Source organism: Pseudomonas sp. NPDC090233 (genome assembly GCF_044772285.1).
Classification (GTDB): domain Bacteria; phylum Pseudomonadota; class Gammaproteobacteria; order Pseudomonadales; family Pseudomonadaceae; genus Aquipseudomonas.
Genome location: NZ_JBIVYQ010000004.1, coordinates 623,567 through 646,792, shown reverse-complemented (window position 1 = coordinate 646,792; position 23,226 = coordinate 623,567). Strand labels below are relative to the sequence as shown.

25 protein-coding genes are annotated in these 23,226 nt (G+C 62.9%); 11 read left to right on the top strand and 14 right to left on the bottom strand.

The genetic code is table 11. The features are described 5' to 3' along the window. Positions 1-22 precede the first annotated feature (22 nt). From dsbA to ACIQUF_RS14345, 3 genes are all read right to left on the bottom strand, one after another. Complete coding sequence (dsbA, locus tag ACIQUF_RS14355; protein WP_400802560.1) at positions 23-658, bottom strand: thiol:disulfide interchange protein DsbA; 636 nt, start codon at positions 656-658, stop codon at positions 23-25. Positions 659-811: 153 nt separating this feature from the next. Further along, entirely contained in the window at positions 812-1,429 is a 618-nt protein-coding gene (locus ACIQUF_RS14350; protein WP_403132425.1) for a c-type cytochrome, read from the bottom strand. Between the two features lie 31 nt (positions 1,430-1,460). After that, positions 1,461-1,763 (bottom strand): c-type cytochrome, encoded by a 303-nt coding sequence (locus tag ACIQUF_RS14345; RefSeq protein WP_400802562.1) that lies wholly within the window; start codon positions 1,761-1,763, stop codon positions 1,461-1,463. 190 nt (positions 1,764-1,953) lie between these two features. On the opposite strand from ACIQUF_RS14345, the gene yihA reads away from it, so the two are divergent. Continuing rightward, positions 1,954-2,586 carry a ribosome biogenesis GTP-binding protein YihA/YsxC gene (gene yihA, locus ACIQUF_RS14340; RefSeq protein WP_403132423.1) on the top strand — a complete coding sequence of 211 codons (633 nt, stop codon included), beginning with the start codon at positions 1,954-1,956 and terminating at the stop codon, positions 2,584-2,586. 332 nt (positions 2,587-2,918) lie between these two features. On the opposite strand, the gene polA is transcribed toward yihA, so the two are convergent. Further along, positions 2,919-5,666 carry a DNA polymerase I gene (polA, locus tag ACIQUF_RS14335; protein WP_403132420.1) on the bottom strand — a complete coding sequence of 916 codons (2,748 nt, stop codon included), beginning with the start codon at positions 5,664-5,666 and terminating at the stop codon, positions 2,919-2,921. 74 nt (positions 5,667-5,740) lie between these two features. Between polA and ACIQUF_RS14330 the strand changes: the two genes are divergently transcribed. Both ACIQUF_RS14330 and ACIQUF_RS14325 read left to right on the top strand, forming a co-directional pair. Continuing rightward, positions 5,741-6,028, top strand: a complete 288-nt coding sequence (locus ACIQUF_RS14330; protein ID WP_015268476.1) for a DUF2782 domain-containing protein — start codon at positions 5,741-5,743, stop codon at positions 6,026-6,028. Positions 6,029-6,097: 69 nt separating this feature from the next. After that, the gene (locus ACIQUF_RS14325; protein ID WP_403132417.1) at positions 6,098-7,048 is read left to right on the top strand and encodes a homoserine kinase; all 951 of its coding nucleotides are present in this window, start codon (positions 6,098-6,100) and stop codon (positions 7,046-7,048) included. Positions 7,049-7,133: 85 nt separating this feature from the next. Here the strand turns inward: ACIQUF_RS14325 and ACIQUF_RS14320 are convergent, their stop codons facing one another. Beyond that, positions 7,134-8,090, bottom strand: coding sequence for a zinc ABC transporter substrate-binding protein (locus ACIQUF_RS14320; RefSeq protein WP_403132415.1), 957 nt, complete (start codon positions 8,088-8,090; stop codon positions 7,134-7,136). 18 nt (positions 8,091-8,108) lie between these two features. On the opposite strand from ACIQUF_RS14320, the gene zur reads away from it, so the two are divergent. From zur to ACIQUF_RS14300, 4 genes are all read left to right on the top strand, one after another. After that, the gene (gene zur / locus ACIQUF_RS14315) at positions 8,109-8,594 is read left to right on the top strand and encodes a zinc uptake transcriptional repressor Zur (RefSeq protein ID WP_403132413.1); all 486 of its coding nucleotides are present in this window, start codon (positions 8,109-8,111) and stop codon (positions 8,592-8,594) included. Continuing rightward, positions 8,591-9,364 (top strand): zinc ABC transporter ATP-binding protein ZnuC, encoded by a 774-nt coding sequence (znuC, locus tag ACIQUF_RS14310; RefSeq protein ID WP_403132410.1) that lies wholly within the window; start codon positions 8,591-8,593, stop codon positions 9,362-9,364. Before zur ends, znuC begins: the two co-directional genes overlap by 4 nt. Further along, positions 9,357-10,139 (top strand): zinc ABC transporter permease subunit ZnuB, encoded by a 783-nt coding sequence (gene znuB / locus ACIQUF_RS14305; RefSeq protein WP_400802573.1) that lies wholly within the window; start codon positions 9,357-9,359, stop codon positions 10,137-10,139. Before znuC ends, znuB begins: the two co-directional genes overlap by 8 nt. Before the next feature lie 127 nt (positions 10,140-10,266). Then, positions 10,267-10,974 (top strand): PA5502 family lipoprotein, encoded by a 708-nt coding sequence (locus ACIQUF_RS14300; RefSeq protein ID WP_403132407.1) that lies wholly within the window; start codon positions 10,267-10,269, stop codon positions 10,972-10,974. A 68-nt stretch (positions 10,975-11,042) separates the two neighbouring features. Here ACIQUF_RS14300 and katE read toward each other — a convergent pair whose 3' ends face one another. After that, positions 11,043-13,187, bottom strand: a complete 2,145-nt coding sequence (gene katE / locus ACIQUF_RS14295) for a catalase HPII (protein WP_403132404.1) — start codon at positions 13,185-13,187, stop codon at positions 11,043-11,045. A gap of 225 nt (positions 13,188-13,412) precedes the next feature. Between katE and ACIQUF_RS14290 the strand changes: the two genes are divergently transcribed. From ACIQUF_RS14290 to ACIQUF_RS14280, 3 genes are all read left to right on the top strand, one after another. Further along, positions 13,413-14,420: a methionine ABC transporter ATP-binding protein gene (locus ACIQUF_RS14290; RefSeq protein WP_400802578.1), complete on the top strand. Its 1,008-nt coding sequence runs from the start codon at positions 13,413-13,415 to the stop codon at positions 14,418-14,420. Continuing rightward, complete coding sequence (locus ACIQUF_RS14285; protein ID WP_054902207.1) at positions 14,420-15,091, top strand: methionine ABC transporter permease; 672 nt, start codon at positions 14,420-14,422, stop codon at positions 15,089-15,091. Before ACIQUF_RS14290 ends, ACIQUF_RS14285 begins: the two co-directional genes overlap by 1 nt. Before the next feature lie 64 nt (positions 15,092-15,155). Continuing rightward, on the top strand, positions 15,156-15,926 hold the full coding sequence (locus ACIQUF_RS14280; RefSeq protein ID WP_400802580.1) for a MetQ/NlpA family ABC transporter substrate-binding protein: 771 nt from the start codon (positions 15,156-15,158) through the stop codon (positions 15,924-15,926). A 73-nt stretch (positions 15,927-15,999) separates the two neighbouring features. On the opposite strand, the gene ACIQUF_RS14275 is transcribed toward ACIQUF_RS14280, so the two are convergent. Genes ACIQUF_RS14275 through ACIQUF_RS14255 form a run of 5 tightly spaced genes read right to left on the bottom strand, consistent with a single transcriptional unit; the run spans position 16,000 to position 19,880 of the window. Beyond that, the gene (locus ACIQUF_RS14275) at positions 16,000-16,632 is read right to left on the bottom strand and encodes an SCO family protein (protein WP_400802581.1); all 633 of its coding nucleotides are present in this window, start codon (positions 16,630-16,632) and stop codon (positions 16,000-16,002) included. Further along, a complete protein-coding gene (cyoE, locus tag ACIQUF_RS14270; RefSeq protein WP_403132400.1) occupies positions 16,629-17,522 on the bottom strand; it encodes a heme o synthase in 894 nt (297 codons plus the stop codon). The genes ACIQUF_RS14275 and cyoE overlap by 4 nt, the downstream gene beginning before the upstream one ends. Then, complete coding sequence (locus tag ACIQUF_RS14265) at positions 17,507-18,580, bottom strand: heme A synthase (RefSeq protein ID WP_403132398.1); 1,074 nt, start codon at positions 18,578-18,580, stop codon at positions 17,507-17,509. The genes cyoE and ACIQUF_RS14265 overlap by 16 nt, the downstream gene beginning before the upstream one ends. A 9-nt stretch (positions 18,581-18,589) precedes the next feature. Continuing rightward, a complete protein-coding gene (locus ACIQUF_RS14260) occupies positions 18,590-19,174 on the bottom strand; it encodes a hypothetical protein (RefSeq protein WP_403132397.1) in 585 nt (194 codons plus the stop codon). Beyond that, positions 19,140-19,880: an SURF1 family protein gene (locus ACIQUF_RS14255; RefSeq protein WP_403132395.1), complete on the bottom strand. Its 741-nt coding sequence runs from the start codon at positions 19,878-19,880 to the stop codon at positions 19,140-19,142. Before ACIQUF_RS14255 ends, ACIQUF_RS14260 begins: the two co-directional genes overlap by 35 nt. Before the next feature lie 52 nt (positions 19,881-19,932). Between ACIQUF_RS14255 and ACIQUF_RS14250 the strand changes: the two genes are divergently transcribed. Then, positions 19,933-20,136, top strand: a complete 204-nt coding sequence (locus tag ACIQUF_RS14250; RefSeq protein ID WP_403132394.1) for a twin transmembrane helix small protein — start codon at positions 19,933-19,935, stop codon at positions 20,134-20,136. Here the strand turns inward: ACIQUF_RS14250 and ACIQUF_RS14245 are convergent, their stop codons facing one another. The 3 genes from ACIQUF_RS14245 to ctaD are packed head-to-tail and all read right to left on the bottom strand — an operon-like array spanning position 20,137 to position 23,207. Beyond that, on the bottom strand, positions 20,137-21,024 hold the full coding sequence (locus ACIQUF_RS14245; RefSeq protein ID WP_403132391.1) for a cytochrome c oxidase subunit 3: 888 nt from the start codon (positions 21,022-21,024) through the stop codon (positions 20,137-20,139). Positions 21,025-21,040: 16 nt separating this feature from the next. Continuing rightward, entirely contained in the window at positions 21,041-21,607 is a 567-nt protein-coding gene (locus tag ACIQUF_RS14240; protein WP_400802593.1) for a cytochrome c oxidase assembly protein, read from the bottom strand. Between the two features lie 10 nt (positions 21,608-21,617). Next, positions 21,618-23,207, bottom strand: coding sequence for a cytochrome c oxidase subunit I (ctaD, locus tag ACIQUF_RS14235; RefSeq protein WP_400802595.1), 1,590 nt, complete (start codon positions 23,205-23,207; stop codon positions 21,618-21,620). Positions 23,208-23,226: the final 19 nt, after the last annotated feature.

The window sequence follows — 23,226 nt, the reverse complement described above, 5'->3', positions numbered from 1 at the left end:
AGCGAGGCATGGGGTGCGCCGCTTACTTAGCGGCGCGCTCCTTCTCGATCAACTGGTCGGCGACGTTCAGCACGCCTTCCGGACCTTGGGCGGTGCCCAGGTCGAAGCGGTACTTGCCGTTGACGACCATGCTCGGTACGCCAGTGATTTCATACTTCTTGGCCAGCTCCTTGGCCTGGTTGACCTGGCCCTTGATGGCGAACGAGTTGAAGGTAGCGAGGAACTTGTCCTTGTCGACACCCTGGGTGGCGAGGAAGTCGGCCATGTCCTGAGGGTCGGTCAGGCGCTTGCGCTGGTTCTGGATGGCATCGAACACTGCCGCATGCACCTTGTGCTCGACGCCCATGGCTTCGAGGGTCAGGAACATCTGGCCGTGGGCATCCCACGGGCCGCCGAACATGGCAGGCACGCGTTTGAAATTGACGTCCTTCGGCAGTTTTTCAACCCATGGGTTGATCACTGGCTCGAAGTGATAGCAGTGAGGGCAGCCGTACCAGAACAGCTCGACCACTTCGATCTTGCCGGGTACGGATACCGGAACGGGGTTGCTCAGCTCGAGGTATTCCTTGCCAGCCGTGGCAGGCTCTGCGGCCTGAACGGCGGCCATACCGAATACGCTGGCGGCGACCAGCGCAGCGCTGAGAATCAGTTTACGCATGCTTTACTCCTGAGCAGTCATTGGTCGCCTCGACACGACCTGTATTGAGACAGGTCGGGAAGGGCCCGAGTTCTGTAGTGTAACGGCAGCGGACAGAAAAAAGGGCGGCCCGCGCCGCCCTTTCATCATTAGCGTTGCTGCATTAACCGAATGTTAATGCAGGCCCTGGATGTAACTGGCCAACGCTTCGATGTCGTGGTTGCTGAGCTTGCCGGCAATGGTGCGCATGGTCATGGCGTCGCCGTCGTTGGTGCGGTTGCCTTCGCGGAAGTCCGTGAGCTGCTTGGTCACGTACTGCGAGTGCTGACCACCCAGGTGCGGGAAGCCGGCCAGGGCGATGCCGCCGCCATTGGGCGAGTGGCAACCGGTGCAAGCGGGCAGGCCCTTTTCCAGGTCGCCGCCGTTGAACAATGCCCGGCCACGTTCGACGAGTTTGGGGTCAGCGGCGCCGACACTGCCTTTCTGGCTTGAGAAATAAGCAGCGATGTCGGCCAGGTCCTGATCGTTGAAGGCGGTCAGCATGCCGGTCATTTCCAGCACGACACGCTTGCCGTCCTTGATTTCGTGCAGTTGTTTCAACAGATAGCGCTGGCCCTGGCCGGCCAGTTTCGGGAAATTCGGTGCCAGGCTATTGCCGTCGGGGTTGTGGCAGGCACCACAGACGGCGGTCTTGGCTTGGCCGGCGGCGGCGTCGCCTTTGATGGGCTCCGCAGCAGTGGCCGCACCTGCGACACCCAAGGTCAACAGCAGACTCACGACTAGTTTGTTCATCAGCTAATCCAACACGGCTAAGGGTGAAATGTTATGTATCGGGACTGCCGCTCATCCAAAGGATGACCAAACGGTAGTCCTCGGCACTGCAGTCCATGCACAATCCACGCGGCGGCATAGCCTTGAAACCCTGAGTCACATGCGCCATGAGTACCTCCATGCCTTGCGCCAGCCTTGGCTCCCAAGCTGCCCGGTCACCCCGCTTGGGTGCCTGTGGCAACTGCCCGGCGTGACAGGCCGCACACGTGCGGTTGTACAACGCCTCGGGATCCTGTGTAGCCTGTGCGCTGAAAAACGGCAGGAACATACCGACAGCTAGCAGCCATTTCGCCATGCGGAACGACCTGACAGGGTTGGGGGACGCGCTGCGTTCTGATGCGCAAGCTATAGTTCGGCACCCCATGCCCGTTCTCCTTCGCTGGGAGAATGGGCACACAAAAACTGGGGCATTATATACTTCCGCCAACCAAACGGAAACGACACCGCCTGGCCTAGGCTTTGGCAACACCCACATCGGATATCCCATGCAAGTCAAGAACCCCATCCTCGGCCTCTGCCAGAAAGCCACATTCGCCCTCAGCGCTGCCAAGGTCGAACAATGCCCGGAAGACCAGGGTTACGAGGTGGCCTTCGCCGGCCGTTCCAACGCCGGCAAATCCAGCGCCCTCAACACCCTGACTCATGCCAGCCTGGCGCGTACCTCGAAAACTCCAGGGCGCACCCAGCTGTTGAATTTCTTCAGTCTGGACGATGAACGGCGTTTGGTCGACCTGCCGGGCTACGGATATGCAAAAGTCCCGATCCCGCTCAAGCAACACTGGCAGAAGCACCTGGAGGCCTACCTGGGCGGCCGTGAGTGCCTGCGCGGCGTGATCCTGATGATGGATGTGCGCCACCCGATGACCGATTTCGACAAGATGATGCTCGACTGGGCCAAGGCCAGCCGCATGCCCATGCACATCCTGCTGACCAAGGCCGACAAACTGACCCACGGCGCGGGCAAGAACACCTTGCTCAAGGTGCAGTCGGAAATCCGCAAAGGTTGGGGCGACGCTGCAACCATCCAGCTGTTCTCGGCGCCTAAACGCCAAGGGCTGGAAGAGGCCTACCGCGTGCTGGCGGGCTGGATGGAACTGGAAGACAAGCCTGCTGAGTAAAGGCTGACCCATACCCCTGGGCTTGCCTGCAGGCCCAGGGTCAAATTGCGGGCAAAAAAAACCCCGGACTTCGTATGGGGAGGGGGAAGTTCGGGGTCCAAGTCTGGACCGCTAGGGCGGGGTCCAGGTATCTGCCAACACTTAACACAACATAGGAGCATCGAAAGGCTTCACCAGCCATTCAGTTACTCTGAGTTCCGTTTCACCGGTTTAGTTCCGACGCCCTCAAAACTATTTGCGATAGTTTCATGAAACCTCGGAACTAATGGCATCGAGCCATGCCAGGATCCGCATCACTACAACCCGGATCCTACACAGGTTTCTCAGCTCAATTAGTGAGCTTCATCCCAATTCGAACCAACACCTACTTCGACCAGCAGCGGCACATCCAGTTGCGCGGCGCTGCTCATGTGCCCACGAATTTCATCTTTCACCTGCTCCAGCAAGTCTTCGCGCACTTCCAGCACCAGTTCATCGTGCACCTGCAGGATCACCCGAGCATCCAGCCCGCTCGCGCTCAGCCAGTTGTCGACGCTGACCATCGCCCGCTTGATGATGTCGGCGGCGGTGCCCTGCATCGGCGCGTTGATCGCCGTGCGTTCGGCGCCTTTGCGCAGGGCCGGGTTCTTGGCATTGATGTCCGGCAGGTACAGGCGGCGGCCGAACAGCGTTTCGACGAAGCCCTGCTCGGCGGCCTGGGCGCGGGTGCGTTCCATATAGGCCAGCACGCCTGGGTAGCGGGCGAAGTAACGGTCGATATAGTCCTGCGATTGCTTGCGGTCGACACCGATCTGCTTGGCCAGGCCGAACGCGCTCATGCCGTAGATCAAGCCGAAGTTGATGGCCTTGGCGCTGCGGCGCTGGTCGGTGGTGACCGCTTCAAGGGCCACGCCGAACACTTCCGCCGCCGTGGCGCGGTGCACGTCCAGGTCGTTGCGGAAGGCATGCAACAGGCCTTCATCCTTGGCCAGGTGGGCCATGATGCGCAGCTCGATCTGCGAATAGTCCGCCGCCAGCAATTTGTAGCCTGGGCTGGCGACGAAGGCCTGGCGAATCCGCCGGCCCTCGGCGGTACGAATCGGGATGTTCTGCAGGTTCGGGTCGCTCGACGACAAACGCCCGGTGGCCGCCACGGCCTGCTGATAAGAGGTGTGGATGCGCCCGGTGCGTGGGTTGATCTGCCCCGGCAACTTATCGGTGTAGGTGCTCTTGAGCTTGCTCAGGCTGCGGTATTGCATCAGCACTTCGGGCAGCGGGTAGCCTTGCAGGGCCAAGTCGTCGAGCACGGCTTCGGCGGTGGACGGCTGGCCCTTGGCGGTCTTGCTCAGTACCGGCATGCCCAGCTTGTCGTAGAGGATGGCGCCCAGTTGCTTGGGCGAGCCGAGGTTGAATTCTTCACCGGCCAGCTCGTAGGCGCGCTTTTCCAGTTCGGCCATCTTCACGCCCAGCTCACCGCTCTGCACCTGCAGCAAGGCGGCATCGACCAGCGCACCCTGGCGCTCGATCCTGGCCAGCACCGGCACCAGTGGCATCTCGATGTCCATCAGCACCGGCTGCACGCTCGGCGTCGTGGCCAGGCGCGCCTGCAACGCCTGGTGCAGGCGCAGGGTGATGTCGGCATCTTCGGCGGCGTAAGGGCCGGCCTTGTCCAGGTGAATCTGGTTGAAGGTCAGCTGCTTGGCGCCCTTGCCGGCGATGTCCTCGAACGAGATGGTGGCATGGTCGAGGTACTTCTGCGCCAGGCTGTCCATGTCGTGACGGGTGGCGGTGGAGTTGAGCACGTATGACTCAAGCATGGTGTCGAAAGCCACGCCCTGCATATTGATGGATGGCGAGCCATTGGCGAGGATGTTGATGTCGTACTTGGCGTTCTGCCCAACCTTGGCCTTGGCCGGGTCTTCCAGCAGCGGTTTCAATGCCAGCAGCACGGCATCGCGATCCAGCTGAACGGGTGCACCTTCATAATCGTGGGCCAGCGGCACGTAGGCCGCTTCATGCGGTTCAACCGCGAACGACAGGCCAACCAGCTGCGCCTTTTGCGCATCCAGGCTGGTGGTCTCGGTGTCGAAGGCGAACAGCGGCGCCTGGCGCAGCTTCTCCAGCCAAGCATCGAAGCGCGCCTGGTCGAAGATGGTCTCGTACTTCGGCTCGACCTTTTCCACAGGCTCGTCAACCGGCGCAACTTCAGCGCCGGCCCTGGCGGCGTCTCGTTGCACGTCGGCGATCCAGCTCTTGAACTCCATTTCGGTGTACAGCGCCATCAGCGCCTCGCGGTCCGGCTCGCCACACACCAGCGCGTCCACTTCGACATCCAGCGGCACATCGCATTTGATGGTCGCCAGCTCGTAGGACATGAACGCCGCATCGCGGTGCTCTTCGAGTTTGGCAGGCAACGTCTTGGCGCCACGAATGGCCAGCGTCGGTACCTTGTCGAGGTTGGCGTACAGGTCGCTTAGCCCACCGCCGATGCCGGTCAGCAGGCCGACTGCGGTTTTCTCGCCCACCCCCGGCACGCCTGGAATGTTGTCGACCTTGTCGCCCATCAGGGCAAGGAAGTCGATGATGTGTTCCGGGCCGACGCCGAATTTCTCGTGCACGCCCGCCACGTCCAGCACGCTGCCGGTCATGGTGTTGACCAGGGTGACGTGGCCGTCGACCAACTGCGCCATGTCCTTGTCACCGGTTGAGATGATCACCGGCCGGCCCTGGGCCGCGCTGCTGCGGGCCAGGGTGCCGATCACGTCATCGGCCTCGACGCCCTCGACGCACAGCAGCGGGTAGCCCAGCGCCTTGACGCTGGCATGCAGCGGCTCGACCTGCACCCGCAGGTCATCGGGCATGCTCGGGCGGTTGGCCTTGTACTCGGCGAACATCGCATCGCGGAAGGTGCCGCCCTTGGCGTCGAAAACCACCGCGAACAGGCTGTCGGGGTATTGCTTGCGCAGGCTCTTGAGCATGTTCAGCACACCCTTGACCGCGCCGGTGGGCATGCCCTTGGAAGTGGTCAGCGGCGGCAGCGCGTGGAAGGCGCGGTAGAGGTAGGAGGAACCGTCCACCAGGACGAGGGGCGCTTGGCTCATGAGCAGAATCAACCTTTTCGGCGGGTCCGGAGCTAGAATAGCCGGATCAATGACGACAAAGGGACAAGGTTATCATGCGTACACTCAATCGCCTGTTACTGCTCGGCCTGTTGGCAACCATGCCTGTCGTCACCCTGGCGGCGGAAGACGCCCCCTCGGCAGATCCCGAGGTGACCATTCGCACGGAAGGCGATAAAACCATCCAGGAATACCGGCAGAACGGCTTCCTGTATGCGATCAAGATCACGCCGAAAAACGGCAAGCCTTATTTTCTGGTACGCGCCGATGGCTCCGATGGCAATTTCATTCGTTCCGACCAACCGGACATGTTGATCCCGTCCTGGAAGATCTTCGAGTGGTAATCTGACGCGCACCGTTCACATCAACCCGGCACTTCCCGGCGGAAGTGCCCGTATGGGCATTTTTTCATCATGTCAGTCTTCACCCCCGTGACCCGGCCTGAGCTGGAAACCTTTCTGGCGCCCTATCAGCTGGGCCGTCTGCTCGACTTCCAGGGCATCGCCGCCGGCACCGAGAACAGCAACTTCTTCGTCAGCCTCGAACAGGGGGAGTTCGTGCTGACGCTGATCGAGCGCGGGCCCAGCGAGGACATGCCGTTCTTCATCGAGCTGCTCGACACCTTGCACGCCGCCGACATGCCGGTGCCGTACGCCATTCGCGACCGCGACGGCAATGGCCTGCGCGAGCTGTGCGGCAAGCCGGCGCTGCTGCAACCGCGGCTGTCGGGCAAGCACATCAAGGCGCCGAACAACCAGCACTGCGCCCAGGTCGGCGAGCTGCTGGCGCACATTCACCTGGCCACCCGCGACAAGGTCATCGAACGCAAGACCGACCGCGGCCTGGACTGGATGCTGGCGTCCGGCGCCGAGCTGATGCCGCGCCTGAGCGCCGAGCAGGCCGCGCTGCTGCAGCCGGCGCTGGCCGAGATCACCGCGCACAAGGCGCAGATCCTGGCCTTGCCACGGGCCAACCTGCACGCCGACCTGTTCCGTGACAACGTGATGTTCGAAGGCACTCACCTGACTGGCGTGATCGATTTCTACAACGCCTGCTCGGGGCCAATGTTGTATGACATCGCCATCACCGTGAACGACTGGTGCCTGGATGAACACGGCGCGATCGATGTGCCCCGCGCCCAGGCACTGCTGGCGGCCTACGCGGCGCTGCGGCCGTTCACCGCCGCCGAGGCCGAACTGTGGCCGGAAATGTTGCGGGTAGGGTGCGTGCGGTTCTGGCTGTCGCGCTTGATCGCGGCCGAATCGTTTGCCGGGATGGATGTGATGATCCATGACCCGAGCGAGTTCGAGGTGCGCCTGGCGCAGCGCCAGCAGGTGGCGCTGCACTTGCCGTTCGCCTTGTAACCGCGGCGGCATCTTCGCGGATGAATCCGCTCCTACGGGGTGAACCTGTAGGAGCGGATTCATCCGCGATGAGGCCGGCAAGTGTTTAGAGCTGCTCCAGACACCCCACCAGATCATTACCCAGCTTATCCAGCAACCGCTCATACCCCTTGGCATCCACAGGATCCGTGCCACCCAACGCATCCAGCTCCGCCAACCGCACCGGCAACCCCGCCGTCAGCGTTTCAGCCAAACGCGGCCTGATCGGCGGCTCACTGAACACACAGGTCTTGCCCACTTCCAGCAACCGCTTGCGCATCGCCGCGACATGCTGCGCCCCCGGCTGCACCTCGGCCGCCACGCTGAACACGCCGGTATGCTTCAACCCATAAGCCGACTCGAAGTAATCGAACGCTTCGTGGAACACGAAGTACGGCTTGTCGGCGATGGGCACGACTCGCGACTTGATCCGTGCATCCAGGCCATCAAGGCGTTCAGTGAAGGCCTTCAGGTTGCTCTGATAGCGCGCAGCATTGGCCGGGTCCGCCGCCGCCAGGTCCGCTGCCATCTTCGCTGCAATGACCCGGGCGTTTACCGACGACAACCACAAATGCGCGTCCAGGCTGCCAGGGCGATGGTCATGGTCGTGATCGTCGTGGTCTTCTCCTTCATGGGAATGGCTGTCCTCGCCGAAGTGACGCAGCTTCATCCCCTCCAGCGACTGCACGGCGACGGTCGGCTTGCTACGGCTACCCAGCACCCGTGGCAGGAAGTTCTCCATGTCCGGGCCAATCCAGTACAGCAGGTCGGCATCGCCGACCCGGCGCACATCGGACGGGCGCAGGGCATAATGGTGCGGCGAAGCGCCAGGCGGCAGCAGCACTTCAGGGCTGCCGACCCCGTCCTGCACGGCGGCGGCAATCTGCTGCAGCGGTTTGATACTGGTCAGCACACGCACGTCGGCGTGGGACGAGCAGGCGATGAAAGCGACAAAAAGCACAAGGAATCGGGACACGGTGAATACTCGGGTCGTCAGAAACAGGTAACATAATAACGTCTCCATCCAGAACCGTCGCTGCCCATGTCCATCACGCCGCTGGCTCACCGTCCCCACGATCATTCCCATTGCGTGCACAGCGCCCTTGCCGAGGCCGAGGTGCTGTGCACCCGCCAGGGCCTGCGCCTGACCGCGCTGCGCAAGCGCGTGCTGGAGCTGGTGTGGCAGAGCCACAAGCCGCTGGGCGCCTACGACATCCTGGCCGTGCTCAGCGAGCAGGATGGCCGTCGCGCCGCACCGCCGACCGTTTATCGGGCGCTGGATTTCCTCCTGGAAAACGGCCTGGTGCACCGCATCGCCTCGCTCAACGCCTTCATCGGCTGCAGCCACCCGGAGCATGTGCACCAGGGCCAGTTCCTGATCTGCCGTGAATGTCACGTGGCCATCGAGCTGGAGCAGGACAGCATCAGCGACGCGATCGTCGCCAGCGCCAAGGGCGTGGGCTTCAGCGTCGAAACGCAAACAGTGGAAATCGTCGGCCTGTGCGCCAACTGCCGGGGCGCGGCATGAGCGATGCATTGATCCGCCTGGAACAGGTCGGCGTCACCTTCGGCGGCGAGGCGGTGCTCGACAGCATCGACCTGTCGGTGGCCCCAGGCCAGATCGTCACCTTGATCGGCCCCAACGGCGCCGGTAAAACCACCCTGGTTCGCGCCGTGCTCGGGCTGCTCAAGCCGCACCGTGGCACGGTCTGGCGCAAGCCGAAGCTGCGCATCGGCTACATGCCGCAAAAGATCCAGGTGGATGCCACGCTGCCGCTTTCGGTGCTGCGTTTTCTGCGCCTGGTGCCCGGTGTAGACCGCCCGGCAGCCTTGTCGGCCTTGCAGGAAGTCGGCGCCGAGCAGGTCATCGACAGCCCGATCCAGACCATTTCCGGCGGCGAGATGCAGCGCGTGCTCCTGGCCCGAGCGCTGCTGCGCGAGCCGCAGCTGCTAGTGCTGGACGAGCCGGTGCAAGGCGTCGACGTGGTTGGCCAGACCGAGCTGTACAACCTCATCACCCGCCTGCGCGACCGCCACGGCTGCGGCGTGCTGATGGTCTCGCACGACCTGCACCTGGTGATGAGCGCCACCGACCAGGTGGTCTGCCTGAACCGCCACGTCTGCTGCTCCGGCCACCCCGAGCAGGTCAGCAACGACCCGGCCTTCGTCGAGCTGTTCGGCCAGAACGCACCGAGCCTGGCCGTCTACCACCACCATCACGACCACAGCCACGACCTGCACGGCTCGGTGGTCGCCCCTGGCACCCATGTTCACGGAGACCACTGCAAGCATGGCTGATTTTCTTCTCTACGCTCTGCTCGCGGGTCTTTCCCTGGCGCTGGTGGCGGGCCCACTCGGCTCCTTCGTGGTGTGGCGGCGCATGGCCTATTTTGGCGATACGCTGTCACACGCCGCTCTGCTGGGCGTGGCCATGGGCTTCGTGCTGGACGTCAGCCCGGCGCTGGCAGTCACCGTGGGCTGCCTGCTGCTGGCGATCCTGCTGGTGACCCTGCAACAGCGCCAGCCGCTCGCCTCGGACACGCTGCTCGGCATCCTCGCCCCCAGCACCCTGTCGCTGGGCCTGGTGGTGCTGAGTTTCATGCACGACGTGCGCATCGACCTGATGGCCTACCTGTTCGGCGACCTGCTGGCCATCAGCACCACCGACCTGGCCTGGATCCTCGGCGGCAGTGCGCTGGTCCTGCTGCTGCTTGCGGCCCTGTGGCGGCCGTTGCTGGCGGTGACCGTGCACGAGGAGCTGGCGATGGTCGAAGGCCTGCCGGTGGCCGGCCTGCGCCTGGCGCTGATGCTGCTGATTGCAGTGGTGATCGCCGTGGCCATGAAGATCGTCGGCGTGCTGCTGATCACCTCGTTGCTGATCATCCCGGCCGCTGCGGCACAACGTCACGCGCGCTCGCCCGAGCAGATGGCGCTGGGTGCCAGCCTGCTGGGGGTCACCGCCGTGTGCGGCGGCCTGGCCATGTCGTGGTTCAAGGACACCCCGGCCGGCCCATCGATCGTGGTCTGCGCGGCGGTGCTATTCTTGCTGAGCCTGGCCCTGCCAAAACGCTGAAAACCGGGGTGTGCCGAGCCACACCCTGCAACCTTTTCGCGGGTAAATGGTCTGTAAGACTTGTTTTCGAGCGTGCGCACCTGGGTGTAGACTTGCTCGCTTTTTGCGCAAATAGAGAGTCGCAGGAATGAAGCCGTTCGCATCCCGTTATCTGCTTGTTGCCGCGTTTTCCCTGTTCCTGGCCGCGTGTTCCAGCGCGCCGGTCGAGCAGGCCAGTGCACCTGCGCAAGCCGATGCCTGGCAGCAGCTGCAGCAAAGTATTACTACCAATGAACTGGCCACCGCCGAGGACCAGCTCACCGCCCTGCAGGCGCAAGCGCCTGGTGATGCGCGCGTGGAGCAATACCAGCGGCAGTTGGCCGAGGCGTACCTCAAGCGCAGCCAGATTGTCTTGCAGAAGGGCGATGTGAATGCTGCCGCGACCGCCCTGGCGCGCGCCCGTGCCCTGATGCCGAGGGCACCGGCAGTGACCGGCGGCGACGCCGTTTCGCAAGCACGCAAGGCTGAGCTGGAGAAGGCCGAGGCTGCATTGAAAGCCGCCGAAGCCAAGCCTGTGGCGCGGGTAATCGACCCGACAGCGCCGAGTACGGTGATCGCGCTGAAGACCACGGATATTGCGGCCATGCGCCGTCAGCTCGATGAGATTGCCAAGGACGTGGTGAATTATCAGTGCGAGGTGGTGTTCCAGGTGCCGCGCACTGAGGATGCGCCTTGGTTGAAGAATTTGCTGCAGAAGCGGGTTCACAAGCTCGACAGTGGCTTTGAGCTGAAGCAGAAGCATGAGATTCAGCGCAAGTTGCCGGCGCAGGTGGTATTGGTCCCGCATCAGCGGTGATGCCTTCGCGGGGCAAGCCCGCTCCCACAGGTATTTTGGGAGCGGGCTTGCCCCGCGAAAGGGCCCTATCAGGCTGGCACCGCTTCTGCAGCCGCCTCCCGCTCCCAAACCCGATGCCCTTCAACTGCTTTGACAAAGGCATCCATGGTTTTCTGGTCATCACCCAGCAGCAAGCCTTTATCTTCCTTCAGCCCCAGCCCGTCGACCAATGCCTTGCCTTCCTGCGCAAAACCAATGGCCTTGAGGTGCTTGTAGGCTTCCAGCAGGAAGTGCTTGGCCAGCCCGCTGGCGCCCAGGGCATCCAGTGCAGCCTTGCCCGCCGGCACCAACACCCCGTCGAACATGATAGAAGGCATGCCCTCCATCGACGCATCCACCGGCAGCTGCTTGCCATCTGCCGTTTTCACCGGAGCTGAGGTGGGACCAAGCAGCAGAATACGGGCGCTGTGTGCTTCAAGGGCCTTGACCAGCCGGTCGACGCTGCCCCCATCTACGCCGTCTGCCAGCAGTACGGCTATCTTGCGCCCCTTGATTCCGATTACGCCCGGATGATTCATTTGGCTAAGGGCCGGCGACTGCGCCAGCTGGCTACCCTTGACCTTGACCGTACCGGCCTTCGGCGCAGGTAGACCGAGATTGGCGGCCACCGCGGCGGCCAGCTTGAGGTCGATATTGGCCAGGATTTCGTTGACCTCACGCTCGCGAATGTACATCCGCTCCACTTTGCCCAGTTCAAAGCTGTAGGCCTTGATAATGTGCTGCTGCTCGTTCGGGCTCATGCTCTGGAAGAACAACCGCGCTTGCGAGAAGTGGTCACCGAACGATTCGCTGCGCTGACGAATCTTGTGCGCATCGATTCGCTCCTGATAACTCTCAAAGCCGCCATCCTGCGCGGCAGGCGGGGTTTCTTTCGGCCAGCCGCCATCGATGGAGTTCGGCTCGTAGGAAGCACGCCCCTTGTGCACCACGTGCTGGTGCAAGGCATCGCGCTGGTTGTTGTGGTTGGGCGCGACCGGGCGGTTGATTGGAATCTGGTGGAAGTTAGGCCCGCCCAGGCGGCTGAGCTGGGTGTCGGTGTAGGAGAACAGCCGGCCCTGCAGCAATGGATCATTGGTGAAGTCGATGCCCGGCACGATATGCCCGGGGCAGAAGGCGACCTGTTCGACCTCGGCAAAGAAGTTGTCGGGGTTGCGATTGAGCACCATCTTGCCCAGCGGGGTGACCGGCACCAGTTCCTCGGGGATGATCTTGGTAGGGTCAAGCAGGTCGAAGTCGAATTTGTGCTCATCGGCTTCGGCGACGATCTGCACGCCCAGTTCCCATTCAGGATAATCACCGGTCTCGATGGCTTCCCACAGGTCCCGGCGCTGGAAGTCGGTGTCCTTGCCCGCCAGCTTTTGCGCCTCGTCCCAAAGCAGCGAGTGAACGCCCTGCTTCGGCTTCCAGTGGAACTTGACGAAGCTCGCCACGCCTTCAGCATTGATCAGGCGGAAGGTGTGCACGCCGAAACCTTCCATCATGCGCAGGCTGCGGGGGATGGCGCGGTCGGACATCGCCCACATGACCATGTGCGCCGATTCCGGCACCAGCGAAACGAAGTCCCAGAAAGTGTCATGGGCTGAGCCACCCGTAGGTATCTCGTTGTGAGGCTCTGGCTTCACCGCGTGGACGAAGTCGGGAAACTTGATCGCGTCCTGAATGAAAAACACGGGCATGTTATTGCCAACCAGGTCGAAATTGCCTTCATCGGTATAGAACTTGACGGCAAAACCGCGCACATCACGAACGGTGTCACCCGACCCCCGTGGCCCCTGTACCGTGGAAAAGCGTACGAATACTGGGGTTATCTTCTCCGGATCCTGCAGGAAACCGGCCTTGGTCAACTCGGCATGGTTGCCATAACTCTGGAAGAAACCGTGGGCCCCGGTGCCGCGGGCATGGACGATACGTTCAGGGATGCGTTCATGGTCGAAGTGGGTGATCTTCTCGCGCATGATGAAATCTTCGAGCAACGAAGGCCCGCGATCACCTGCCTTGAGGGTGTTCTGGTTGTCAGCAATGCGCACGCCCTGATTGGTTCGAAGCGCCTGGCCGGTGGCATCGCTACGCACATTCTCGAGGCTCTGCAACTTGGTGTTGGTGTTGGCACGATCAGGGGTTGCGGTACCGGCGAGTTCGCTCTGCTTCGGCGCATCCGTCTTTTTACTGGGCATCTCGGCTCTCCTCATCAGTCTTCAGGCGTGCCCATTCGGGCTTGTTCTTGTAGTGACTGGAGGGCTTCGATGAGCGTTCAATCAGGATTACCAGTTGTCGCGTTATGCCGGATGGATTGGTCCATTACGAAATAAATGCTAAGAACAACTATGGGAAAAGGCTAAAATGCGCCACCCCAGCCTACCGCTGACCCCAATTTCCATGCGCCCCACAAGGTTCGCTACGTGATCGAGTTCCAACATGTCCACAAGACCTACCGCGTCGCCGGTAGGGAAATCCCCGCCCTGAACCCGACCAGCCTGACCATCGAAGCCGGCCAGGTGTTCGGCCTGATCGGCCATTCCGGCGCCGGCAAAAGCACCATGCTGCGCCTGATCAACCGCCTGGAAGAGCCTTCCGGTGGCACGATCATCGTCGACGGCGAAGATGTCACCGCTTTCAACGCCACCCAGCTGCGCGGATTCCGCCAGCAGGTCGGGATGATCTTCCAGCACTTCAACCTGCTGGCCTCCAAGACCGTCGCCGACAACGTCGCCCTGCCGCTGACCCTGGCCGGCGAGCTGTCGCGCAGCCAGATCGACAAGCGCGTCACCGAGCTGCTGGCCCGCGTCGGCCTGCAAGACCACGCCAAGAAGTACCCGGCGCAGTTGTCCGGCGGCCAGAAGCAGCGCGTCGGCATCGCCCGCGCCCTGTCCACCAACCCGAAGATCCTGCTGTGCGACGAGGCCACCAGCGCCCTCGACCCGCAGACCACGGCGTCGGTCCTGCAATTGCTGGCAGAGATCAACCGTGAGCTGAAGCTGACCATCGTGTTGATCACCCACGAGATGGACGTGATCCGCCGGGTCTGCGACCGCGTGGCAGTGATGGATGCCGGCCTGATCGTCGAGCAAGGCTCGGTGGCCGAGGTGTTCCTGCACCCGCAGCACCCGACCACCAAGCGCTTCGTCCAGGAAGACGAGCAGGTCGACGAAGGCGAGCAACGCGACGACTTCGCCCACGTACCGGGCCGCATCGTGCGCCTGACCTTCCAGGGCGACGCCACCTACGCGCCGCTGCTGGGCACCGTGGCCCGCGAAACCGGCGTGGACTACAGCATCCTCGCCGGGCGCATCGACCGCATCAAGGATGTCCCCTATGGCCAGCTCACCCTCGCCCTGATCGGCGGTGACATGGAAGCGGCGTTCGCCCGCTTCAAGGCAGCTGACGTACATATGGAGGTACTGCGTTGATGGACGCCCTGAATTTCTTCGCCAACGTCGACTGGGCCGAAATCTGGCTGGCCACCATCGACACCATGATCATGCTGTTCGGCTCGCTGTTCTTTACCGTGCTGCTGGGCCTGCCGCTGGGCGTGCTGCTGTTCCTCTGCGGCCCCCGGCAGATGTTCGAGCAGAAGGGCGTGTATGCGCTGCTGTCGCTGATCGTCAACATTCTGCGCTCGCTGCCGTTCATCATCCTGCTGATCGTGATGATCCCGATCACCGTGCTGATCACCGGCACCTCGCTGGGCGTCGCTGGCGCCATCCCGCCGCTGGTAGTGGGCGCCACGCCGTTCTTCGCGCGCCTGGTTGAAACCGCCCTGCGTGAAGTGGACCGCGGCATCATCGAAGCCACCCAGTCGATGGGCGCCACGACTCGCCAGATCATTACCAACGCGCTGCTGCCGGAAGCCCGTCCGGGCATCTTCGCCGCCATTACCGTTACCGCGATCACCCTGGTGTCGTACACCGCCATGGCCGGTGTGGTCGGCGCGGGCGGCCTGGGCGACCTGGCCATTCGCTTCGGTTATCAGCGTTTCCAGACCGATGTAATGGTGGTCACCGTGGTGCTGTTGCTGGTGCTGGTTCAAGTCCTGCAAAGCGTGGGCGACAAACTGGTCGTGCATTTTTCCCGTAAGTAACCCCAATGGGGTCGGCCTGGCCGACCCGTTCGGGGGCCGTCGCGGCCCTCACAAGGAGTGATCAATGAAGAAGCTGCTTGCTGTTGCTGCCGCCGTCGCGGCCTTTTCGGCCCACGCCGGTGACCTGACCGTCGCCGCCACCCCGGTGCCGCACGCCGAGATTCTCAACTTCGTCAAACCGCAGTTGGAGAAAGAGGGCGTGACGCTCAAGGTGAAAGAGTTCACCGACTACATCCAGCCGAACGTGCAGGTTGCCGAGAAGCGTCTGGACGCCAACTTCTTCCAGCACCAGCCGTACCTGGATGAGTTCAACAAGGCCAAGGGCACCAATCTGGTCAGCGTTGCCGGCGTGCACATCGAGCCGCTGGGCGTGTACTCCACCAAGCACAAGAAGCTCGACGAGCTGCCGTCCGGCGCCACCGTGGTCATCCCCAACGACGCCACCAACGGCGGCCGTGCCCTGTTGCTGCTGGACAAGGCCGGCGTGATCAAGCTCAAGGACAACAAGAACATCCTGTCGACCGTGAAGGATGTTGTCGAGAACCCGAAGAACGTGAAGTTCCGTGAGCTGGAAGCAGCCACCATCCCGCGCGTGCTGACCCAGGTCGATGCGGCCCTGATCAACACCAACTACGCGCTGGAAGCCAAGCTGAATCCTGAAAAGGACGCACTGGCAATTGAAGGCAGCGACTCGCCGTATGTGAACATCCTGGTTGCCCGCCCGGACAACAAGGACTCGGAAGATATGAAGAAGCTGGCCGCGGCGTTGCACTCGCCTGAGGTGAAGCAGTTCATTACCGAGAAGTACAAGGGTGCTGTAGTACCGGCGTTCTGAGCCGTTAGACCCTACTGAATTCTTCGCGGGCGGTCCGACGTCTCGGCAAGCCCGCGAAGCTTTTAGGCCTGCATCAGTCCCGCTTGACCAGCCCCGGCAACTGCGCCACCAGCTTCTGATTGTTGAACGGCGCCCGAATGAACCCGCGCTGACGCCCATCCGGCCCGACGATGGCCAGGTTGCCGCTGTGATCCACGGTATACCCCGGCTTGCTGGTATCCGCCGGAATGAACGGAATGCTCAAGGCATTCGCCAGTTTCTGGGTATCCTCGATCGACCCCGCCACACCGACGAAATCCTTGTCGAAATAGCCCAGGTACTGCTTGAGCTGATTCGGCGTGTCGCGATTCGGGTCCACACTCACCAACACCACCTGCAGCCGGTCCACGGCGTCCTTGGGCAGCTCGCTCTTCACCTGGCGCAACTGGGCCAGGGTGGTCGGGCAGATGTCCGGGCAGTAGGTGTAGCCGAAGAACAGCAGCGACCATTTGCCTTTCAGGTCATCCAGCTGCACCGGCTGGCCGTCCTGGTTGGTCATGGTCACGTCCGCGACCGTACGGCTCTGCGGCAGCAGGATGATGCCGGCGTCGATCAGCTCGGTCGGGTTGAGCTGGTCACGGCCGTTAAGCACTTTGTTGACGGTCAGGCCCATGATCAACGCGACCAGGGCAACGAGGATGAAGACGGTTTTCTGGGTTCGGGTCATAGGTTCAGCAACAGGTAGTGGTCAACAAGCAACGCGATGAACAGCGCGAACAGGTAGCCGATAGAGTACTTGAACGTGCCGATCGCCGCGTGCGGCCGGCTGCCACGGTACAACACCCAGGCCCATTGCAGGAAGCGCAGGCCCAGGGCGAGGGCACAGGCCAGGTACAACGGGCCGCTCATGTGGATGGCATAGGGCAGCAAGGTGACCGCCAGCAAAATCAGGGTGTAGAGCAGGATGTGCAGCTTGGTGTAGCGCTCGCCGTGGGTCACCGGCAGCATCGGGATGTCGGCCTTGGCGTACTCCTCTTTGCGGTGGATGGCCAAAGCCCAGAAGTGCGGCGGGGTCCAGGCGAAGATGATCAGCACCAGCAGCAGGGGCTCGGCGCTGATGTGGCCGCTTACCGCCACCCAGCCAAGCAGCGGCGGGGCCGCTCCAGCCAAGCCGCCGATGACGATGTTCTGCGGTGTCGCACGCTTGAGATAGCCGGTGTAGAGCACCGCATAGCCGAGCAAGGACGCCAGTGTCAGCCAGGCGGTTAGCGCGTTGGTGAACACCAGCAGCAGAGCCATACCCAGCAGTGCCAGCGCGAAGGCAAACAACAGGGCCGGCAGCGGCTCGACCCGCCCCTCGGCAATGGGCCGCTTGTGGGTGCGTGCCATCAATGCATCGATACGCCGGTCAACGACATGGTTGACCACCGCGGCGCCACCCGCGCACAGGGCGATGCCCAGGTTGCCGAACAGCAGCACGCTCCAGGGCACCCCGGCACGGGTCGCCAGGAACATACCCACCAGCGAGGTGATCAGCATCAGCACCACGACCTTGGGCTTGGTCAGCTCCAGGTAATCGCGCCAGCCGGCACGCTGGGCAGTCAGAAGCGTCGCCACGAATCGTTCCTCATGTGATGGGATACGCCGACGCCGGTAACCGGGGTCAGGCGCCAGCCGTGGCCGACGCGCACCTTGTCGACCACGCGGATGCGGTAGTTCACCAGCACCATGCTCAGCAGCAACAGCGCGCCGCCAGCGTTATGCGCCACAGCCACGGCCAGCGGCAGATGGAACAGCACGTTGCTGATGCCCAGGCCGATCTGCAGCGCCAGGGCCAGCAACACCAACCTTGCAAGGCCCGACAAGCCACAACGGTGCAGCTTCCAACTGAGCATCAGCAGCACACAGGTGACCAGCAAGGCGCCCAGCCGGTGGCTGATATGGATGGCGGTGCGGGCATCGCTGTCCAGCTGCCCGCCGAGGTAGTTGGGGCCAACGTGTTGGGTGAGGTGGAAACCGTTGCTGAAATCCGCTGCCGGCCACCACTGGCCATGGCAGGTAGGCAAGTCGATGCAGGCAACCGCCGCGTAGTTGGCGCTGACCCAACCGCCCAACGCGATCTGGCCGACCACCACCAACAGCGCCAGCGCAGCGATCCGGCGCAGGCTCAGCGGCAACTTCGGCAATGGCGCAAAGGCCCGCGATAGACGCAGGGATAGCAGGAGCAGCAAGCTCAAGGTGGTGAAGCCCCCGAGCAGGTGGGCGGTGACCACCTGTGGCCACAGCTTCAGCGTCACTGTCCACATGCCGAACGCCGCCTGCGCCAGCACCACGCCCAGCAGCAATACCGGCAAGCGGTACGGCTGGCCATCGCGGGCATGACGCTTGACCGCCTGGAACGCGAGCAGGGCAATCACCAGCGCCAGCGTCCCGGCAAAGTAGCGGTGGACCATTTCAGCCCAGCCTTTGGCTTCCTCCACCGGATGCTCGGGGAAGTGCAGTTCGGCATGGGCCAGTTGCGCGTCGGTCTTCGGCACGCTGATAAAGCCATAGCAGCCTGGCCAGTCGGGGCAGCCCAGGCCGGCATGGGTCAGGCGGGTATAAGCACCGAGCAGGACGACCACCAGCGCCAGCAGGGTGGCGAACACAGCGAGGCGAAATCCGGGTCTGGCCATGGCAGGCTCCTAGCCGATGTTGGACAGCTTGAGCAGGTGGCGCAGATCATCCAGCACCTGCTTGCCGTTGACCTTGCCGTCGTAGCGCAGCACTAGGTTGCCGTGCGGGTCGACGATCCACAGGTGCGGGGCGAGCTCGCCGACCTTCTGGATATAGCGTTGAGCATCCAGCGGGTAGCGTTGCAACTGCGGGTACTCACGCCCCAGCAAGCTTTGATAGTCCGCGCTCAACGGCTGGGCAGCGGCCAGGGCATGGCTGGCGCGGCTGGCGTCGCGGCCCAGGCCAACCTGGATCTGCCGCGCCAGGTACACCAGCCGCTGGCAGTCCTCGGCGCAAGCTTCAGGCGCACTGACCAGCAACTGCCAGCGCGCATCCTCGCCAGTGATGCCGATATCGCTGCGGCTTTCTCCGTTGCCGATCATCGTGCCGTGGTAGCTGCGGCCTTCCGGCACCCAGAATTTAAGCTTGTACATGCTGGTGGCCAGGATCATCGGGCCGAGCACCACCAGCAGAATCAAAATCAGCTGCAAACGCCCGCGGGCTCTAGGTTTGCGACGTTCAGGCACGTTCAGTGGAGTGGTGGCGGCGGCCATGGTGTTTCTCCTTCTTGTTGTGCCAACCGAAATAGAGGTAGAGCAGCACCAGCGCGGCGGCCAGGGCGAACCACTGCACCGCGTAGCCGAGGTGCTTTTCCGGGCCCATGGCGACTACCGGCCAGTCCAGGCGGTAGGTCGCAGGGCCAGGCTGCAGGCGAAGCTCATGGGCAAATCCTTCGCGCCCGAGCTGTTGCCAGAGCTGTGCCGGGTTCACGGCCGTGAGCAGATGCGGCCACTGGCCGCCGACCGGGTCGGGGTGCAGCTGGAAGGTGCTGCCCGGGGCCACGTAGACCGAAGCATCCAGGGCCAACGCCTGCGCCGGGGTGTCGAAGGTTACCGGCACCCTGCGATCCGGCCAGGGCAACCAACCGCGGTTGACCAGCAGCCACAGGCCGCTGGGCTGGTCATGGAAGGGCTGCAGCAGCTCGACGCCGGCCTGGCCGTCGCGCATGCGGTTGTCCAGCAGCAGGCTGTGCTCGGCATCGAAACGGCCGTAGAGGTGCACACGGCGGAAGGCGCTGTCGTCGTTTTGCTGCAGCTGGGTGGTGGTAAGCGGGGCGTCAACGCTGCGCTCGGCATAGGTCGCCAGTAGCGCACGCTTTTCGTCGGCACGGCCCAGTTGCCAGCAGCCGAGCGCGATCAACCCCGGCAGCAGCGCAAGCACCACCAGGGTCGGTATCCAGCCTGGGCGAAACGGCCTCACGGGCGCCTCGCTATACTTATCCACATCACCGCTTCCCCCCGGAGTTACCGCCATGCTCAAGGCCGCGATTGTCCTGATGCTGTTGGCCACGGTTGCCAGCCTGTTCAGTGGCCTGGTGTTTCTGGTCAAGGACGATGAAAACTCGACCCGCCTGCTCAAGGCGCTGACCGTGCGCGTGACCCTCGCCACACTGACCATCGGCCTGGTGGCGTATGGCTTCATCAGTGGCCAACTGGTGTCTCATGCTCCGTTCTGATCACAGCACATACACAAAGATGAACAGCCCCACCCACACCACATCGACGAAGTGCCAGTACCAGCTGGCCGCCTCGAAACCGAAGTGCTTGTCGGGGTTGAAGTGCCCGCGCAGGATGCGCACGAACATGACGATGAGGATGATGGTGCCCAACGTCACGTGGGCGCCGTGGAAGCCGGTGAGCATGAAGAAGGTCGCGCCATAGATCCCCGACCCCAGCGTCAGCCCCAGCTTGTTGTAAGCCTCGTGATACTCGTAGGCCTGCAACGCGATGAAGCTCAGGCCCAGGATGATGGTCAGCGCCATCCACAGCTTCAGCGGGCCGCGATGGTCACGACGCAACGCATGGTGAGCGATGGTGATGGTCACGCTGGAGCTCACCAGCAGGATCGTGTTGATCAGCGGCAGATGCCACGGGTCGATGACTTCCTTGGGCGGCGGGAACAGCTTGGGGTCGGGCGTGTGCAGCAATGGCCAGGTGAATTCGAAACTGGGCCAGAGCATATGCGCCACGCCTTTGGCGCCCTCACCCCCGAGCCACGGCCCGGCCAACACCCGGACGTAGAACAGCGCGCCAAAGAAGGCCATGAAGAACATCACTTCAGAGAAGATGAACCAGCTCATGCCCCAGCGGAACGAGCGGTCCAGTTGCGGGCTGTACAGCCCGGCGCGGCTTTCCTTGACCACCGCGCCAAACCAGCCGAACAGCATGTAAGCCAGGAACAACGCCCCGACGAAGAAGATCAGTGGCCCGTGGGAATCCGGGTGGCCGGCCTTCATGTCGTTGAACCAGGTACCCAGGCCGTACACGGTGATGAACATGCCGATGGTGGCGATGATCGGCCACTTGCTCTGCGCCGGTACGTAGTAGTGCTCATGACTTGCCATTGCTGTTCTCCTTCCCTTAACGGGCGCCTTGAACGCCCTGGGCCGCGACATGCGCGACCGGCGGGTGGCGAGCGGTGATGTCGAACAAGGTGTAGGCCAGTGTCAGGTGCTTCACGCCGGCCGGCAGGTCGCGGTCGACGATGAAGCGCACCGGCATCTCGATGCGTTCGCCGGGCTGCAGCACCTGCTGGGTAAAGCAGAAGCACTCGGTCTTGTGGAAATACGCCGCAGCTTCCGCCGGGGTAATGCTCGGGATGGCCTGGGCGCTCATCGGCCTGTCAGTCGGGTTGTGGGCGATGAAGATCATCTGGTTGACCGCACCCGGGTTGACCTCAAGCTGGTCGGCGGTGGAGTAGAAGTCCCAGACCATGTCGCTGGCATTGGTCGACATGAACTGCACGCGCACCGAACGCGTCGGGTCACTGACCTGGCTGCCCTCGTACTGCCCGCCAGTCTTGCCGTTGATGCCGAAGGCCCTGCACATCACGTCGTAGATCGGCACCAGGGCGAAGCCGAAGGCGAACATCACCACCGTCAGCATCAGCAGGCGCAGCACCAGGCGTTTGAGCGGTTGGCCGGTCATGGGCGTTGTCCTATTTCACTTCCGGTGGGGTCTGGAAGGTGTGGTAGGGCGCCGGTGACGGGATCGACCACTCCAGCCCTTCAGCGCCATCCCAAGGTTTGGCCGGAGCCGGCGCGCCGCCACGGATGCACTTGATGACGATGAACAGGAAGAAGATCTGCGTGGCGCCGAACATGAAGGCGCCGATCGACGAGACCATGTTGAAGTCGGCGAACTGCAGGTTGTAGTCGGGAATGCGTCGCGGCATGCCGGCCAGGCCGACGAAGTGCATGGGGAAGAAGGCCATGTTCATGCCGATGAACGACAGCCAGAAGTGCAGCTTGCCAAGGGTTTCGTCGTACATGTGGCCGGTCCACTTCGGCAGCCAGTAATAGGCCGAGGCGAAGATGCCGAAGATCGCCCCCGGCACCAGCACGTAGTGGAAGTGCGCCACCACGAAGTAGGTGTCGTGGTACTGGAAGTCGGCCGGGGCGATGGCCAGCATCAGGCCGGAGAAGCCGCCGATGGTGAACAGGATGACGAAGGCGATGGCGAACAGCATCGGTGTCTCGAAGGTCAGCGAGCCTTCCCACATGGTGCTGACCCAGTTGAACACCTTCACCCCGGTGGGCACGGCGATCAGCATGGTCGCGTACATGAAGAACAGCTCGCCCACCACCGGGATGCCGACCACGAACATGTGGTGAGCCCAGACGATGAACGACAGGAAGGCAATCGCGCCGGTGGCGTAGACCATCGAGGTGTAGCCGAACAGCGGCTTGCGCGAGAACGCCGGGATGATCGAGCTGACCGCACCGAAGGCCGGCAGGATCATGATGTACACCTCGGGGTGGCCGAAGAACCAGAACACGTGCTGGAACAGCACCGGGTCACCGCCACCGGCGGCGCTGAAGAAGCTGGTGCCGAAGTGGATGTCCATCAGCATCATGGTCACCACCCCGGCCAGCACCGGCATCACCGCGATCAGCAGGAACGCGGTGATCAGCCAGGTCCAGACGAACAGCGGCATTTTCATCAGGGTCATGCCGGGTGCGCGCAGGTTGAGGATGGTGGCGATGACGTTGATCGCGCCCATGATCGAGCTGACGCCCATCAGGTGGATGGCAAAGATGAAGAAGGTCACGCTGGCCGGCGCGTAGGTGGTCGACAGCGGCGCGTAAAAGGTCCAGCCGAAGTTCGGCCCGCCGCCTGGGCTGAAGAGGGTCGAGACCAGCAGCAGGAACGCCGCCGGCAACAGCCAGAAGCTGAAGTTGTTCATCCGCGGCAGAGCCATGTCCGGCGCGCCGATCATCAGCGGGATCATCCAGTTGGCCAGGCCGACGAAGGCCGGCATCACCGCACCGAACACCATGATCAAGCCGTGCATGGTGGTCATCTGGTTGAAGAACGCAGGCTCCACGATCTGCAGGCCCGGTTGGAACAGCTCGGCGCGGATCACCATGGCGAACGAGCCGCCGAGCAGGAACATGATGAAGCTGAACCACAGGTACATCGTGCCGATGTCCTTGTGGTTGGTGGTCAGCACCCAGCGCATCAGGCCCTTGGCGGGGCCATGCGCGTGGTCATGGCCGTGGGCGTGGTCGTCGATGACTGCACTCATGTCCTGTCTCCTGCGAGGT

What these genes read in the sequence shown, in the direction of transcription:
- ACIQUF_RS14325 (WP_403132417.1), top strand. Translation starts at nt 6,098, where the DNA reads ATGTCAGTCTTCACCCCCGTGACCCGGCCTGAGCTGGAAACCTTTCTG.
- ACIQUF_RS14320 (WP_403132415.1), bottom strand. Translation starts at nt 8,090, where the DNA reads ATGGAGACGTTATTATGTTACCTGTTTCTGACGACCCGAGTATTCACC.
- ACIQUF_RS14350 (WP_403132425.1), bottom strand. Translation starts at nt 1,429, where the DNA reads ATGAACAAACTAGTCGTGAGTCTGCTGTTGACCTTGGGTGTCGCAGGT.
- katE (WP_403132404.1), bottom strand. Translation starts at nt 13,187, where the DNA reads ATGCCCAGTAAAAAGACGGATGCGCCGAAGCAGAGCGAACTCGCCGGT.
- ACIQUF_RS14260 (WP_403132397.1), bottom strand. Translation starts at nt 19,174, where the DNA reads ATGGCCGCCGCCACCACTCCACTGAACGTGCCTGAACGTCGCAAACCT.
- ACIQUF_RS14240 (WP_400802593.1), bottom strand. Translation starts at nt 21,607, where the DNA reads ATGACCGGCCAACCGCTCAAACGCCTGGTGCTGCGCCTGCTGATGCTG.
- ACIQUF_RS14265 (WP_403132398.1), bottom strand. Translation starts at nt 18,580, where the DNA reads ATGGCCAGACCCGGATTTCGCCTCGCTGTGTTCGCCACCCTGCTGGCG.
- ACIQUF_RS14330 (WP_015268476.1), top strand. Translation starts at nt 5,741, where the DNA reads ATGCGTACACTCAATCGCCTGTTACTGCTCGGCCTGTTGGCAACCATG.
- ACIQUF_RS14275 (WP_400802581.1), bottom strand. Translation starts at nt 16,632, where the DNA reads ATGACCCGAACCCAGAAAACCGTCTTCATCCTCGTTGCCCTGGTCGCG.
- zur (WP_403132413.1), top strand. Translation starts at nt 8,109, where the DNA reads ATGTCCATCACGCCGCTGGCTCACCGTCCCCACGATCATTCCCATTGC.
- ACIQUF_RS14280 (WP_400802580.1), top strand. Translation starts at nt 15,156, where the DNA reads ATGAAGAAGCTGCTTGCTGTTGCTGCCGCCGTCGCGGCCTTTTCGGCC.
- ACIQUF_RS14250 (WP_403132394.1), top strand. Translation starts at nt 19,933, where the DNA reads ATGCTCAAGGCCGCGATTGTCCTGATGCTGTTGGCCACGGTTGCCAGC.
- polA (WP_403132420.1), bottom strand. Translation starts at nt 5,666, where the DNA reads ATGAGCCAAGCGCCCCTCGTCCTGGTGGACGGTTCCTCCTACCTCTAC.
- ctaD (WP_400802595.1), bottom strand. Translation starts at nt 23,207, where the DNA reads ATGAGTGCAGTCATCGACGACCACGCCCACGGCCATGACCACGCGCAT.
- ACIQUF_RS14285 (WP_054902207.1), top strand. Translation starts at nt 14,420, where the DNA reads ATGGACGCCCTGAATTTCTTCGCCAACGTCGACTGGGCCGAAATCTGG.
- znuB (WP_400802573.1), top strand. Translation starts at nt 9,357, where the DNA reads ATGGCTGATTTTCTTCTCTACGCTCTGCTCGCGGGTCTTTCCCTGGCG.
- ACIQUF_RS14245 (WP_403132391.1), bottom strand. Translation starts at nt 21,024, where the DNA reads ATGGCAAGTCATGAGCACTACTACGTACCGGCGCAGAGCAAGTGGCCG.
- znuC (WP_403132410.1), top strand. Translation starts at nt 8,591, where the DNA reads ATGAGCGATGCATTGATCCGCCTGGAACAGGTCGGCGTCACCTTCGGC.
- ACIQUF_RS14300 (WP_403132407.1), top strand. Translation starts at nt 10,267, where the DNA reads ATGAAGCCGTTCGCATCCCGTTATCTGCTTGTTGCCGCGTTTTCCCTG.
- ACIQUF_RS14345 (WP_400802562.1), bottom strand. Translation starts at nt 1,763, where the DNA reads ATGGCGAAATGGCTGCTAGCTGTCGGTATGTTCCTGCCGTTTTTCAGC.
- dsbA (WP_400802560.1), bottom strand. Translation starts at nt 658, where the DNA reads ATGCGTAAACTGATTCTCAGCGCTGCGCTGGTCGCCGCCAGCGTATTC.
- yihA (WP_403132423.1), top strand. Translation starts at nt 1,954, where the DNA reads ATGCAAGTCAAGAACCCCATCCTCGGCCTCTGCCAGAAAGCCACATTC.